Raw genomic sequence first — 16,372 nt, 5'->3', positions numbered from 1 at the left:
ATGTTTTTATAAGAAAAGGAACGGATATGAAAACAGAAATTCAGGAAGGAAGAACTTGCACATTAGAATTAGATCCTGATTCTGCTGCTGCGATAGAATATGGAAATCACTTATTTGGTAAAGTTGTTGGAAGAGATGTTATCGATTCATCTCGGGGAACTTTAAATGATATGTATCAAACTCAAAATGCACTCCCTGTTGTAGTTGTTGAAGGACCGGAAGGTTTTCACTGGAGAGTCCCGGAAAAAGATATAACAAAAATAGTTTGCTCAGATGATGAACTTTGTTAAACTAAAATAAATTTAGTCTTGTTTACTCCCTCTCCACTGGCTAAAGGGAACTAAAATGTCTAATATGAAAATCAATTAAATGTAACTTGATATTGTAATAAAAATATTTAAATAGCCCTGCATAAAGAGGCTATTTAAATATTTTAAAATTCAATCATTTTTTAATACATCTGCTTTGGTATAATTTAATATATCCAATCAATGCAAATGATTTCTAAGGAGCCCACCAATTACCTGAAATAAATAAAAGACTTAATAAATTATATGAATCTTCAAAATAACTTTCCTTCATTTCTTTAATAACGCTCCAGCCTTCATTTAAAAATGCCTGGTTTTCTCTATCACAGGTTGCTGCCGCTACAATAGGTGCAATGAATACAGAAGTTTTATAATTGTTACCCGGCAGGTCATTTCCATTTAAAGTATATCCAGCTTTAATATTGGAAGGACTGTTATGACAATTTGATTTAGCCCATTTAACAATTCCGGAGACAGCATTTTTCGCTCTTATATCGCCATAATGGGCATAATCCATTACAAATCTCAATGGAGTGCGACAAGCGTTATAATAGTAATTTCCATCATTTGGACCTTCAAGAAAATCGGGACCTGCAGGCTTAACAGGTTTTCCTGTTGCAAAATCTGGCATAAGGCTCGTCGTAGCCGAATAATTATTCTGTATTGCTGCGATCATTTCATAAGTAGCAGTTGACACACTATCCCAAACCATATCTCTGGTAGATTTTTTAAATGCTTTGAAATGACCTAACATCCAGTCAGAGGGACGTGTATCTGTAGAGGTTTCATTCTTCCAATCACCAAGATTTAAACGGTAATCATTTGTTATATAACTTGTCCTGATCCCTTTGATAATTATCCTTTTAGCTTCTGAGAGGTAATTATTGCCTGCTGAAGTTCCCCATTGTTTATGAGCGAGCAACAATGAATATGCTATATCCAGATCCCCATCTGTAGCAGAGCCAAAATGCCCCTGAGCCATTTTATCATCAGCGACAACCCATCCCATCAAATGGCGATTGCCAGAGCTTTTATATGCTTTTACTGTTTTTAATAAACCATTGAATATGGTCTGTGCATCGGGATCATATCCGGCCATAAGCGTAACAATAATCATCCCATAACCTTGTCCTTCAGATGAACCAAGCGGAGTAAAGCCATCCGGACTTCCGGTAATCTCCCCTTTTACATAATAGCCACCAGGTAAAGAAGTGAGATCATTTCTGAGATATTTTTTTTTCCAATAATCATAATAACCTTTAACAGACTCATCCATCTCTTCCTGAGACACATTCGATGGTTTTATACAATTGGGATAGATGAGAGACTGAGGATATGGTTTTGTTTGCCCCTCAGCTGTAAAAGAACTTATTGTAATGACACAAATCAGTAATATATACTTATTCAACAACATAGATCATTTTTTCTATAGGTATCGGCTATCGAATCTAATAATATAAAAAGAAACAGGCAAGACCTGATATCAAAACCCTCTGCCAGAGTATTCCAAAATAAATAAAAAGGAACTTCTTTCTAATCAGATTCGTATTTCCAAAATTCTATGTAACATCATTATCAAAAGACTTCAAACAAGAGACACTAGCGATTTCAAAAAATTTAAGCAATGGCTTCAACAGGTTTCTTTTCTTACTGATGAAGATTGTAAAACATTTGAACCTTATCTAACAAACAGGAATGTAAAACCAAAGGAAAAAATACTTACACTTGGGAAAGTATGTAAAGATATAGGATTTGTAAATTTTACATTAAAGGAAAACTGGATCAAGCACCAACAATTTTCAAGTAGAAAGTATTGCAAAACGGAGGTAATATTTCTTAAACAAAATTGCCACCTCATAATAATTTCGAAGTGGCAATTATTGATTGCATTTAAAGATTTTACAAGCCTAAAAATTCCCACAAAAACAGAACGAATATCTAAATAAATAAATTCTTCAATTGCTGGATATCCAAAGGCTTTATAAATACGTGTTCAATATTCTGTTTACCTATTTTTTCATAATTCAACGTATAATCAACAACAGAAGTCAATAGAGCTATTCTTGTCTCATTTTCCCGATAGCCAGAATGATTCCTGATTCTGTCTATTAATCCAAAACCTTTCTCCCTGTTATATAGAATATCGACCATAAGAAGGTCTGGAAATTTACCATTAATCAGACAGTAATCATTCAAACTATCAATTGCATTTTCGTTATTAGTAAACCTATATTCAGATGCAATATTATAAGTCTTGAAAATTCGCTCCGCAATCCAATTATCGGTAACATTATTATCAATTACCATTATACATTTAGGAATCTTCATAGTTACCAAGTTTAATTAATAAAAATGGTTACTATGTAATATAAAATCAATACTCTAAATACAGTATTTCATATACTCACTTTGGAGTATTCTCCTTAAAAAAACTAACCGTGTCACTAAATTTCAATAGGTTACCAAAGTTATTTTGTTTTAGGTAACGAAGAAACATCCTGACGTATCCGAAAAGCAAGCCCTAGATTAAAAATGAAGCCATCATGGGTCTTATGTAAAACCGGATGTACTATTCTCTGCTCAGTTTTGTTATATACCTCATATTTCCGGCAAAGGGAATGGCCGAACTCACCAAAAGCAACAATATATTTTTTAATATAAAAGTTAAGAAAAAGCTTTAATTGCATTTGCCCCCAGAATTTATCACCATTTCTAACAAAGGCGTAATTCTCCCCATCGTGAAGCCTGTAGCTGGCAGTAAGGCATTGATAGGAAATCCCTGAGTAAAACCTTGAGTTTGCTTTATGTTCTATAATCATGTAACCAGGCAATATTCCAAAGATATTTAACCTAGGCAAAGGCTTCCACTCCAAGCCCAGTAAAGGAATAAAAAAATTTCCGAAAAATTCTTTATTATAATATGCTCCAAATTTATACTGAAGATTAGCCTTTTTAACATAAGTAAAAAGCAATAGACCACCTTGTTGAAATGCCCCATTACTTATCTTCAATTGATCAGAACTGATTTTGGGCAAAACAACAAAAAGTGTTTTCCACTTTGTATTTTTCCAGTTCTTTAAGTAACCTAATTGAAAATTGAATGCATATAGATCTTTTTGCCCATATGGAGAATTAAAACTAAAGTGATCGAAGATTCCACCAGTAAGTATAACATCTTTATTCTTTAATGGAATAGGAATATTCAAACTGAGATAACTTTCTTTAACATTAAGCTTGTGATCATCCCCATAGTATTTAACAGGCAGAAAGTTTTGATATTTCAGGTTAATTAAATCAATAAATGGTTGGCCTTCCACTTCTGCTGATATAAACAATATAAAAAAAATAATACTTAATGCAGATTTCATTTTCACCCCTTATTTAAGCAGGCACATCCAGTTTACTTAATAACTCTACTTGCTTCTTTACATCAACCTTTTCAAAAATATTTCTAACATGTTTCGCAACAGTTTTATCAGATATATATAAAAGTTCTCCTATACTTTTATAAGTAGCTCCTTTAGCAATCAGGTTTATTATTTCTATTTCTCTTGTTGTAAGGTTATACCTCTTACAATTAATTTCAAATTTATTTAGATTATCTACCCTTATTTCATCCATCCAACTTCCATTCTGAAGGTTTTTATATGCACTATTTATCAATGCAATTCTTTGCTTTTCAAGATTCAACAAAATTGCATCAATCTTTGCTATCAGTTCCTCCACTAAAAAAGGCTTCTGAACATAATCAACAGCCCCTAAATAAAGTCCCTCCATCTTTGACTTATAGGAATCTCTCGCCGTTAGAAAAATAAAAGGTATATGATTTAAATTATTCTTTCTCTGTACAGATCTATATAAATCGAAGCCATCTCCATCATTCATCATAACATCTGAGATAATCATATCAATGTAAGTGATATTCAGAAGCCTTTCAAATGCTTCATTTCCGCTTGTCGCAACTATTACATTAAACTTCTCACCAAGTTTCATGGAGAGATAATTAAGTAACGCAATATTATCTTCAACAATTAAAACACTTCGTTTCTCTGCATTAAACTTGGCAGGTGGTAATTTTAATTCATCAACATTAAAATAAACATCTCTTGATTCTAGCCTTAATGGTTCACTTGGATAATCATGTTGATAGATTGGAATTTCTATGATCATACTAGTCCCAGCAGTCAGGCCTGGGTCGCTTTCTACTCTAATTTCACCACCAATACTTTCGATAATTTTCTTTACTATTGAAAGACCGATTCCTATTCCCTGAATATTTTTATGACTTGAATTAATTTTAAAATATGGTTCAAATATTTTTTCATGTAATTCCGAATGAATACCTATTCCATTGTCTCTTACAACAAATAACAAGCTTTCATCTTTCTGTTTGAGAGATACTTGTATTACTCCATTCAAAGAAGTAAACTTTATTGCATTTTCAACAATATTATTAATGACTCTGTATATCCCTTCCGGATCAGCTTTCACTCTCAGGTTATCGTCAACATAAGAAGTAAGTAATATGCCTTTTTTATTGGCATATGCTCTATAAAGCTCTATATTATTCTTTAGTATTTCACTAAAATTGCAAATCTGATCATTAAAATAAATTTCATCTCCCCGCTTGATTTTTTCTATATCAAAGAAATTATTTATATCTCTGGTTAATTTTTCAACACTTCTTCTGATAATTATTAGTTCTTCTGTTGCCCCATGTTTATTAATATACTCTTCAAGATAATTTCTTATAAGTGTAATAGGAGTTTTGGATTCATGGGCCAGATTAATAAATGTATTTGTTCTTTTTTCATTGGCAATTTCAAGTTCTTTTGTTCTTTCTATTACCTTTAGTGTTAGGTTGTAATTTAATTCCTGAAGCATCTTTTGCGAATCCAACAACATGTAGTATTCTGCTCTTGATTGCTTAATAGATTTCCGGATAAAAAGGACAGTCATAACAAAAAGCCCCAGATTAGTGCATATTACTTCAACTACCTGACTTCCGTTATGAAATTTCAATATTGGTATTAACAAATAATTAATATCATTTTCAAAAAATGCAATAACCGGAAGCGTTAACCAAAAACTAAATCCTAAAAGCACTCCTATCATCTCTTCCTTACAACTCTCATCTGTACATGACTGATATTTTTCTTTAAATGATGTTGTTAAAGAAAATAACATAACAATAACATATATAAATGGGATTACTACTACCAGTTTCCTTGACATTTCCAAATCTCCTGTATATATATATGGAAGCAGAAACAAAAAAATAAATGGTAAAACAATAAAGATTAGCGATCCCTGAAAAGCGTAAAACCTCATTTTGGCTAATTCCAGTACTTTATATATATAAAAAATAAAATATAATGACATTAACAATGCAACTATATATGCAATAATATTCTGCATTGAAATCGGAATATCTATCTTATTATCCGGAAACAATGCTCCGACTATATTATATTGAATTAAAAGAAAAAGAAGGATCAGATAATATAGCCTGCTTTTATCCGATGGTCTTGACAGAAAATATATTATCTGATAGAAAAAGAAAACCAGTTCAAATAAAGAAATTAAAAAAGTTATTATATGAATTTGCGTTCCAAATACCAGCATTCCTGTTAGATTAGATATTAATTATTTATCCTGAATAAATATAATTGGTGAGGTAAGTGTAATTCATTAAACAGCTCAAATCCCAGTTTTTTATAAAACTTTATATTTTCCATCATTGAAGTCTCCAAATAGATTGGTTTCCTCATCCCCCTAGCTTCATTTATAATTTCAGTAATCAATGAACTACCGATTCCATTTCTCTGAAAATCCGGATGTACACCAATAAACCTTAAATAGTAGATAGACTGCTTGGGATAATTACTTTTAACTTTCGATTCTCTGGCCAGAACTTTTGGAAGCCTTTCCGGACCTATGCAAGAGAATGCCAGTCTTAGATCATTCATAACAGACTTAAATGAAACCTTCTCTTGTTCGGGGAATAATATGAGGGCACATGCATTGCGATCTCCTGAAAGGTATACTCTCCCATTCTGATAACAACTATCAAAACAATATTCCATCAGCTTTCGAATTCTTTCTTTTCTCTTCCCATCCTGCTTTACAACATAATTGACACTTTTATTCTGATCAAATGAAGAGGTCAATATATCCACCACAAGAGACTTATCTTCAATCTTAGCTGTTATCATAATATTTATCCTGATTATGCTTAAGAATAATATTTTATTAACTTATTGAAAACCTGTATCGACAAATCTAAAATTACTCATCGATATCTTCAAATTTTTTAACACAAAATTTAAAATAATCAATTATTCTTCAAGCATTTATGCCTATTCCATAGCAATAATCAAAGCTTAATTGTAATATTGGTGGGATAAATTAATTCGGGATATAAAAAATCTACATCTTAAAAATTTTCAGAAACCTCTTACAAATTCATTACATGAAAAAGATAACCCGCAATAGCACCTCCTGCAATGATCCAGGTGGAATTGAGTTTCCTGAATCCAAATACTGTAATAAGAGATGCAATAGCTATGAACCAGGCGCTAAGATCAGTTAAAACACTACTGCAAAGTTCGAAGGTGACAGCCAGCATCACCCCAATAGCTCCAATATTTACGCCATCCAGAAAATAACTCATTACCCTGGATTTTCTCAATTTAGGAACAAAAGGATTCAACACAAGGACAAATAAAAAGGAAGGAAGAAAAATTCCGATTGTAGCAATTACAGCTCCAGGTAAACTAGCCATCTGATATCCGATAAATGTAGCAGTAGTGAACAAAGGTCCTGGCGTAAACTGTCCAAGAGCCACTGCATCCAGTAATTGTCCCTGAGTAAGCCATCCTGTCTTATCTACAAATTCTGCCTGCAGATAAGCTACCAATACATAACCACTTCCAAACAAGGTAGCTCCAATTTTTATAAATATCCAGAATAATTCACCCAAGGTAATGGATTTTGAAAAAGGAATTAAAGAAAATATAAATGGACTAAAAGATGACAGACTACTAGGTCTTAACCAATCCTTTCCGGAGAACCAGATAATTGCAATAAGTCCTGCACATAACAATGCATATATCTCGTTAATACCAGCAAGAGAGGCTATCACTACGCCTGTGCCAATGAGACCAAGTTGCCAATTTTTTAAAGCAGTTTTTCCAAGTTTATAAATTGCGTTAATGATAATTGCAATAATAGCCGGTTTAATACCATACAAAAAAGGTTTAACCTCTGGTATACTTCCATAACTTGCATAAAGCCATGCTAATATTCCCATGATAAGTGCGGCAGGAAAAATAAAACAAATCCCCCCGAAGAACAATCCCGGAAATCCTGCTCGCTCATGACCGCAATGCATGCTCATTTCAGTTGAATTCGGACCGGGAATCAGATTGGTAGCTCCTATAAGATCAAGAAAATGTTCTCTGCTTATCCATTTCCTTTTGTTGACTATTTCTTCTTCCATCATGGCAATATGTGCAGCCGGCCCTCCAAACCCTATAATACCAAGCTTCAGAAACACATAACAAACCTCCTTTATTCTTACTGGATCCATTTTCAAAATATACTAAAAACCGACTTAATATTGATTTAAAAAATGCTTTTCGGATAACCGGATAGCCTTTTCAGTTTGGTAAATACCAATATCTTCTAGTCAACATAACTAAAAGAAAAACTAATGATTTCAACTGATGGGAAATACTTGAGATATATCAATCCCATAACCCAAAAATATTAATAATCTCGCTAAATGGAATATCTCCTCGTTTATATTTTCTTTTTGCCAGTAGATCCTTAAAAAATCTGTAAGACCAATAAAATGGCAGCACCCAGGCCAGGAGAAGGTTCATACCCTTTGAACACGCATTTACATTCTTGGAATTAAGAATGTATAAGGAAGTAACAAAAGAACAGAAGAAAGAAATAACTGATAAAATACAAATAGTGGCTATTATGTGAAATACCATTGCTTTTAGTATTTAGGAGTGAGACTATCAGCCTTTGAAGAAACCATTTTTCCCTTTTTAATCAATATTGAGGCTTCTTTAGTATCAGGAAGATTGTCTTTCTGGTATATTTCTATCTGTTCAAGAGTCAGAAGTATTTTTAATACAACAAGACGATCTTCAATTGTCGATGAATGCTTTGAGAGTTCATTCTGCAAACTTCTATGTTTGGATATGAAATGCTTATATTTTTCTTCATATGAAGGAGTAATAGCTCAATTTTATTACTTAGAATGCTATCTTTAATTGCTTTGACAAATGAATTAACATCTCTATAATATTCCCTGGATTTTCCATCATATCCCTCAAAAGCATTTAAATAATTCTGATGTCCTTTATTGAACTCATCCTTATTCTCTTCAAGTTTTCTTAACTCCGGATCCTTTTCCAGTAATTCTTGATATAACTCACTGACAAGATTTGTTTTCCCTCTTGATTTAAAAACTGCTAACATCCAATTCACCTGATTTTTTTAGCGCTTTAGGAGTATCTTCTTTTGTTTTAAACTGATCTACTTTATTTTCACTACAAAAGGTAAACAGGATGATTAAAGCAATAAATAAAAATTTTGATTTCAGCATAAGGACATTTTCTATTTAACTAAAACTATTCTCAACTTTAAATTTTACCAGGATATTAAAGGCCATATAATGCCTTTAAGAAACCATTTATGAAATAAAACAGGAAATGGCAATATCAAACCTGCAAATACCCAACATTTGGCTACCAGCTTATTCTTCAATATCCCATTATACTCCAACTTCCTTTCAATCATGATAAGGATACCCTGAATAAAAAAATACAATAATGGTAGTCCATATCCAGTTTTTACCGGAACACTGATTGCCAATTCATGCAAAAGACCTGAAAAAACAAAAGCTGCAACCATGGCAGCTTTCTCTCCTATTCTGGTTTTAAGCGGACGATACAATGCGATTGCTGTCATTTCTGAAAAAGCTCCATCATGCTTATGCAATTCTTAAACTTCCCCAGTGTAAGTCAATGAATAAAAATACTATACAAAATACTAGCAGTACCTCAATCAGCACCAAAATATGATCTGAATCATTACAGTAAAAATGCTTACCACTGCCATGAGGCTGATTATAAGAAAGGCAATTGCTTTACCTTTCCGATCTTCATGAGAAGTTGAAATCATTTCCATCAGTGTAAATAAAGTCTTCGTACTTCTCCATGAGAAAACTACAAACAGCGCAGCAACAACCAATATTCCAGCATATTTTGCTGCTGTAACCTGATTGAACATCAATACTGAAATCATAATAGAGATTAATCCTGAAGTACCTCCTGAAATAAGAGCAGTTTTAGCTTTGAATCCAATAAAAACAACCGAAACAATTCCACAAAAAATAAGGAATACTCCATATGCTGCTAATAAATTCACAACTACCTGATTACACATATATCATTCTTTTTTATGCAAAATTAAGTTAAAATAAAGATCAAGAGCTTATTCCCGAATTTAAATTTCTCCAGGTTGGTCTGGTTTACCCGATAAATTTCACGGGGTATTTATAAAAGCATTGGATGTTAACAGTTTAATACAAATAAGGCAAAAGTACATCTCTTCCTTTAATAAGCACATCAATTGATCTTAGCCTTGAATTTCTAATTACTTTTCCTGATTCAAAAAAAACACTGAACGAGAGTCTAAATTCAAAATTTTAATTGTATTTTTCTAACAACCCATCATTATAATTTTTACAATATTACTTTGAATTAATTCAATTAACAGTTATACGTTTTATTTCTTTTTAACAAAAAAATTCGGTCTTATTTATTTTTAAAGGCATTATCTCCTAATTTCGCATTCTTGCTAAAAGCAATAGAATAAAGTTTAAAATACCTATGAGAATTACAGTAGTTTTATCACTTTTCATTCAGTTAGTTATCATGAAAAGTGTATTTTCCTCCGATTTACCTCCCGGATTTATTGAACAGGAAATTGCCACAGGACTTAATCCGGTTTCGATTACCAAAGGACTTAATAACACTATTTATATAACGGAAAAAAATGGTAAAGTAAGAGTCGTGCAGAATGATGTATTATTGCCAAGCCCTCTGTTGGATGTAGAAGTAAACGACTTTAATGAAAGAGGTCTTATCAGTATTGCTTTGCACCCTGACTTTTTCAACAACGGATACTATTATGCTTACTATTGTCCTAAAAACAGAAACAAAAACAGAGTTGTGCGTTTTACTGCCACAAATAATGGTCGGTCAACTCTTCCGGGAAGTGAAGTACTTCTGATAGAACTTGACACTCTTGTAGGAGGTATCCATAACGGGGGATGTCTTAAATTCGGATCAGATGGAAAGCTTTACATTGGAACCGGAGAAGGCGGTGTTGCAACAAACTCTAAATTGCTAACAAACACATTAGGTAAAATACTAAGGATTAACGATGACGGATCCATACCAACAGACAATCCTTTCTTTAACGATCCAACAGTCACCGGTATAAATAAATCTATATATGCTTATGGATTAAGAAATCCTTTTGCATTTGAATTTGATGCCACTGGTCAATTGTATACTACAGATGTAGGAGGCAGTACTGCAGAAGAAATCAACAAGATACTTCCAGGGAAATTTTATGGATGGCCTGATAGAGAAGGTAACTCCGGAAGCACTTCTATAGCAAATTATCAGGGACCAGAATATTTTTACACTCACCAAGGAGGCGCTTGCGCTATTATCGGATGTTCCTTTTACAATCCTTTAAATAAGACTTTCCCGGCAGAATATACTGGTCAGATCTTCTTTGGCGATTACTGTACAGAGAAAATTTACGCATGGGATCCTGTTACCAAAATAAGGACAGACTTCGCAACAGGCGCTAACCGCCCGCTCTGGTATCTTTTCGCTGATAACGGAGATATGTACTATGTTGAAAGAAATGGTGCTGATGGTGGTTCTGCAGGCGCTAACACAGTAAGTTATGATGGAAAATTATGGAAGATAAAATACACCAATTCAAATGAAGTATTTATCAACCAGAATCCTCAAAGCAGCGCTCTTGTAGTCGGAGAAAATACTTTTTTTACCATTACTGCTTATAGCAACCTTCAACCACTTACCTATCAATGGTATAAAAACGGAGTGCTTCTGGAAGGAGCTACAAATGATACGCTACTTGTTAAATCTGTTACAATAGCAGATAATAATGCAATATTTGAATGTGTGGTATCAAACAGCGTTTCAAGCATCACTTCGACAGAGGCCACGTTAACAGTAATTCAGAACACACGCCCTGTTCCGATGATATCTTCTCCATTAGCTAACTTCAAATACAAAGCAAACGATGTATTAAAAATTTCAGGCACTGCTACAGATGCTGAAGATGGAGTACTTTCCGGAGCTTCACTATCATTTTGGGTTGATCTTCATCATGATACCCATACTCATCCCGCTCTTGCTCCTACAACCGGAACAAGCCTGCCAATCAGCTTTACTGTTCCCAACAATGGAGAAACCTCTCCTAATGTATTCTTTCGAGTATATTTAAAAGCTACCGACTCAAAAGGCTTTTCTTCTACAACGTTTACAGACGTTCATCCTCAACTGGTAGGCATTACCGTAAACTCAAATGTTCCTGAAGCAAAGATTAATTATGATGGAACCTATCATTTAGCAGGAGAAACAATTTATTCTGTAAAAGGAATTATAAGAAGCCTGGAAGCTCCTTTAGTCATTTCAACTAATAACAGGACATGTATCTTTACCGGATGGGCCCATGGTGAATCTTCCAAACTTATAACATTTGCCACTCCAAATACTGATGTGAACTTATATGCATCTTACGATTGCGATGAAGTGGCTTATACCGGAGATGGTCTGACTGGAACTTATTCGGATGTAGCTTCTGTAAACATAAATGCAGATGGTGTCAGACTTAAACGAGTTGATCCTGAAATCAACTTCAACTGGCAATATGATTCTCCTGATATGGGAACAATAGATGACAATAATTTTAAAGCCATCTGGGATGGATATATTGATATACCTGCTGCCGGCACCTATACTTTTTACCTGAATTCCTTCTACAACGATTATTGTAAGCTTTATATAGATAATCAGGAAATTATAAATAAAACTTCTGGGGATTACACAGGGGTTGAATATTTTATTGAAAAGTCAGGTAATATCACATTCAACACTGCTGGTAAGAAAAAAATAAAAGTCACCTTTGAAGAAACAGATTGGGTTGCGGCTATTGAATTACTATGGTCAGGACCTTCTATTACCAAACAGATCGTACCTCAAAATAATCTCTTTACAAACACCAATATTACTACAGGTAATGGACTTACTGCTTCCTACTTGGGAGATGTAGCATCGTTATCTGGTATTTCTCCAAAATACACTCAAACAGACACCGAAATCGACTTTAACTGGGCTGCTGGTTCACCTAATGAAAGTCTTCTTGGAAATGATCTTTATACTATCACATGGAAAGGTTATTTAAGACCTCCTTTAGAAGACAATTATACATTCACCGTAAATGGTGATGATGGATTTATGTTGCTAATAGACAATGATACGATCATTAATCAATGGCATGACGGAATCATTGAAAACAAAGAGAAAACTATTCATCTTAAGGGAAGAACTTTTTATCCTTTTGAGTTTAGATATTATGAAAACGGAGGCAATGCTAATATTAAATTACAGTGGGCATCTTCATTGATAAGCAAAACTGGAATAGAAAAAAAATATTTATATACAGACATGCCAGCTGTTACTTCTAATTCGGAATCATTATCTCAAAACATTTTAAATTTCAAACTGGCCAGAGACGGTTCCGGAATAAGATTATTAAGCCAATCTGATTACATTGAGAAATTTGACATCTTCAATGTAAATGGTAAGAAAATAATTTCAGGAACCAATGAAATCCAGAATCAATGGATAGATATGAACAACTATTCTGATGGAATGTACTTAATTCAGATTATTGATAAAGGCAGACCTGCTGTAATTAAGTTCATAAAATAATTTTTAATCTTTTTTAAAAAGATTAGTATGAAAAAGACTGCCAGAAAATTCTGACAGTCTTTTTTTTTAAGCAATATGAATACTATTTATTTCATTACTACAATTTTTTTCTTTATCACTTTATGGTCGGTAACACCATGGACAATATATGCTCCTTCGTCCAAATATTCACTGAGTTTATTTACATCAAGTGTTAACTCGCCATTGTATGCAATCTCTTTGCCTTGTAAATCATAAAGTTTTAAAGATAACAAGATCTCCTCCTTAGAATCCTCTTGAATTTCTTCAGGTGCAAATGCTTCCATCGCAGCAGAAGGACACCCTCCGACTTTCAGGATTTTATCATATTGTTTATACCACGGGTTCACAGCATAATTCACCCCTGCGCTAATGTTGACAGATGATATATTAGCTGCATATGTTATATATACTTTGCTCTTATCTAAAGGATCTACTTCTATTGTTGCCTGAGCATTAGTCCACCAGCTGATATTGGTAGCTGAAGCTTCAGGAGACAAAACAAAAAGATATCTTTGCCCTGCCACGAGACAAGAAGGACCATTTATTCCTGTCGTTAATGCATTTTCTACTTTAACAGTAATTACAGATGAGGTTGTTTTTCCTCCGTTATTATCTGTCGCAACTGCTGTCAGACTATAGGTACCTGCTGCTGCTCCCGTGATTGTATAAGTATAGGGCGCTGTATTATCAGATCCTAACAGCAAAGATCCATTATAAAATGCTACTCCTGCAATCGTACCATCTGCATCTGAGGCATTTGCCGCAATGGTAATGTTTGCCGGAGCATTAAAAGAAGCATTATTGATCGGACTTGTAATTGCAACAACGGGATTTTGATTAACAAGTGGTACAACTGTTACTATAACAGTATCTGTTCCTATTCCTCCATTATCATCTCTGACATTCGCAATGATTTTATAAGTACCTGCTGCAACATCAGTCCAGCTGATGCTATATGGACTGGTAACATCTGTCACCGATACTCCTGCCCCAGAAAAGGAAACTCCGATAATTGTTCCATCTGCATCAGATGCTGTAGCAGTGACATTGATTGTTGCAGGAGCTGTAAATACGGTATTGTTTAATGGAGCGGTAATTTTAACAACAGGATTTTGATTAACTGCCGGAACAACTGTTATTGTTACTGTATCTGTTCCAACTCCTCCATTGTTATCTCTGACATTTGCAACAATTTTGTAAGTACCCACTGCTACATTGTTCCACCTAGTAGAATATGGACTGATATTATCAGTCACTGATGCTCCGGCTCCGGAAAAGGTAACCCCACTTATCGTACCATCTGCATCAGATGCTGTAGCTGTGACATTGATTGTCGCCGGAGCTGTAAATACGGTATTGTTTAATGGAGCGGTAATTTTAACAACAGGATTTTGATTGGTCTGTGCAACAGGAATAGTACCTGAAATAAAATATTCCCCTATAGAGGAATAATCCGAATAACCAGTAGTTAAAGGATCTCCTTGACCTGTTCCGTCAATATTCAAATAATAAGTTCCTGCAGTGAGGTTTATGTTAAATGAAGCATATAAACCGTTTATAGAAGTTGGAGCTGTCTGACTGCCTGTTGCAGAGGCAGTGGGATTTGAAGTGGCCAATGTTGTTCCTGCTTCATTTTTAAGTGTAGCAACTATATCAAGGTTAGGAAAAGCCGGAGACGGATTAATGGTTAATGCAACAGTTCCACCTGATGTAGTAAATGAATAGATGTCCACATCCGTTCTTTGAGTAATAATCCCATAGTTTTGGTTTTCAGACACCACACCATTTTGGGATAATATCAATGCTTTAGCGGTAGCATTTGTATTTCCAGCTTCATCCGTTCTGAAACCAAATCCATTTCCTGTTCCTGAGATGATTGAAATATCATCCTGAGTCTGATTGGCATTTGCATATTCACCACGACTCCACTGAACTAAACCTTTAGAATAACCCACGCCCATGATTGGTGCCCAAATTCCATGACCGGAATAATAATCTTCTTTTGGAGATGTTCTGCCATCATGAGACAGACCTAATGTATGTCCTATTTCATGAGAACCAGCTTCACCTGCCCCTTTAGTACCGCTATTAAATACCCAACAAGGCGTATCGTCAGTCCATCTGAAAGAATTGACATAAGCAACCCCCCCAGCGCCAGGAGATGCAGTGTTAGTAGGAGTAAATATACATCTGATCCTCCTACCTCTGGGAGCAGCGTTAAACACAGCTTCATTGGTTGTAATGTTTATATTAAAAGCTCTGAAGTCTTCGCTGATCATCTTCCAGATATTGGTAACTTCAGTTTCAGAAAAATTCCCAGGTAAGGCATTAATGGTATTTCCCCCATTCCATCTTGTACCTGTTACAACTTGTCCATCAAAGTCCAGGTAAGCAACGGCAGTCGCACCAGCCAAACTTTGCAGGTTATATACTGCCGAGCCTGAGGGCGGTGCCTGAACAGGTAAAGCTCGCTTTTCGGCATTCGAAGATTTGTTAAAATCAATACAGATTACTTTATTAATATCTTCTTCCTCTACAAATACTTCATCTTTCTGAGAGAAATACCTGAATGCTTTTTTATCGGAAGGAATTACTACATAACCACTCAATTTCCCATCAGCAATAGAAAAAGTAACTGATGATGCCTCTTTATCCTGAACTTCCCCATAAATAAATTCTTCACCATCAATTGTTTTTTTGAGATTAATCAAAGCAGAAACTGAATCTTTGGTAACAGGAATAATACTTTTTTTGATTTTGCGGGTTTTTATCTGAGATTCCGAAAGGCGAACTGTATTATAAAACTCATCCACACTCCCAATCTTAACAGGAGGTGCAGTAGGATCCTGCGCTTGAATACTTCTGCAAAAGAAAACAGAACAAAAAACAAACAGAAGTATTTTTTCATTGACACCACTATAAAAACTCCTAACAATTTGTCTACCAGACATGACTTGTTTATGTTTCATCATAATTTTTAGG

Annotated in this window: 12 protein-coding genes; 2 read left to right on the top strand and 10 right to left on the bottom strand. The window is 34.3% G+C overall.

From position 1 onward, the window contains the following. Positions 1–26: 26 nt before the first annotated feature. A complete protein-coding gene (locus MYP_RS13335) occupies positions 27–290 on the top strand; it encodes a hypothetical protein (protein WP_156140578.1) in 264 nt (87 codons plus the stop codon). Between the two features lie 214 nt (positions 291–504). Here MYP_RS13335 and MYP_RS13330 read toward each other — a convergent pair whose 3' ends face one another. The 9 genes from MYP_RS13330 to MYP_RS13290 all read right to left on the bottom strand — a co-directional run bounded on the left by MYP_RS13330 (position 505) and on the right by MYP_RS13290 (position 9,773). After that, complete coding sequence (locus tag MYP_RS13330; RefSeq protein ID WP_052430194.1) at positions 505–1,722, bottom strand: glycosyl hydrolase family 8; 1,218 nt, start codon at positions 1,720–1,722, stop codon at positions 505–507. A gap of 524 nt (positions 1,723–2,246) precedes the next feature. Further along, complete coding sequence (locus MYP_RS13325) at positions 2,247–2,636, bottom strand: response regulator (RefSeq protein WP_045464267.1); 390 nt, start codon at positions 2,634–2,636, stop codon at positions 2,247–2,249. Positions 2,637–2,776: 140 nt separating this feature from the next. Next, complete coding sequence (locus MYP_RS13320; protein ID WP_045464265.1) at positions 2,777–3,676, bottom strand: hypothetical protein; 900 nt, start codon at positions 3,674–3,676, stop codon at positions 2,777–2,779. 13 nt (positions 3,677–3,689) lie between these two features. Beyond that, positions 3,690–5,933 carry an ATP-binding response regulator gene (locus MYP_RS13315; protein ID WP_045464263.1) on the bottom strand — a complete coding sequence of 748 codons (2,244 nt, stop codon included), beginning with the start codon at positions 5,931–5,933 and terminating at the stop codon, positions 3,690–3,692. A 17-nt stretch (positions 5,934–5,950) separates the two neighbouring features. Further along, a complete protein-coding gene (locus MYP_RS13310) occupies positions 5,951–6,523 on the bottom strand; it encodes a GNAT family N-acetyltransferase (protein ID WP_045464261.1) in 573 nt (190 codons plus the stop codon). Between the two features lie 242 nt (positions 6,524–6,765). Then, positions 6,766–7,899 (bottom strand): chromate efflux transporter, encoded by a 1,134-nt coding sequence (gene chrA / locus MYP_RS13305; RefSeq protein WP_045464259.1) that lies wholly within the window; start codon positions 7,897–7,899, stop codon positions 6,766–6,768. A 551-nt stretch (positions 7,900–8,450) separates the two neighbouring features. Further along, positions 8,451–8,804: a hypothetical protein gene (locus MYP_RS13300; protein ID WP_045464257.1), complete on the bottom strand. Its 354-nt coding sequence runs from the start codon at positions 8,802–8,804 to the stop codon at positions 8,451–8,453. Between the two features lie 171 nt (positions 8,805–8,975). After that, complete coding sequence (locus tag MYP_RS13295) at positions 8,976–9,296, bottom strand: hypothetical protein (RefSeq protein WP_156140576.1); 321 nt, start codon at positions 9,294–9,296, stop codon at positions 8,976–8,978. 96 nt (positions 9,297–9,392) lie between these two features. Further along, entirely contained in the window at positions 9,393–9,773 is a 381-nt protein-coding gene (locus MYP_RS13290; protein WP_231570041.1) for a hypothetical protein, read from the bottom strand. A gap of 446 nt (positions 9,774–10,219) precedes the next feature. Here MYP_RS13290 and MYP_RS25105 point away from each other — a divergent pair, with 446 nt between their 5' ends. Beyond that, complete coding sequence (locus MYP_RS25105; RefSeq protein ID WP_081990514.1) at positions 10,220–13,369, top strand: PQQ-dependent sugar dehydrogenase; 3,150 nt, start codon at positions 10,220–10,222, stop codon at positions 13,367–13,369. An 86-nt stretch (positions 13,370–13,455) separates the two neighbouring features. On the opposite strand, the gene MYP_RS25100 is transcribed toward MYP_RS25105, so the two are convergent. Further along, positions 13,456–16,362: an Ig-like domain-containing protein gene (locus MYP_RS25100; RefSeq protein ID WP_156140574.1), complete on the bottom strand. Its 2,907-nt coding sequence runs from the start codon at positions 16,360–16,362 to the stop codon at positions 13,456–13,458. Between the last annotated feature and the right edge of the window lie 10 nt (positions 16,363–16,372).

This window comes from Sporocytophaga myxococcoides (genome assembly GCF_000775915.1).
In the GTDB taxonomy this organism is placed as follows: Bacteria; Bacteroidota; Bacteroidia; order Cytophagales; family Cytophagaceae; genus Sporocytophaga; species Sporocytophaga myxococcoides_A.
Note: the sequence above shows the minus strand (reverse complement) of the source record. Positions and strands in the feature narration are given on the sequence as shown.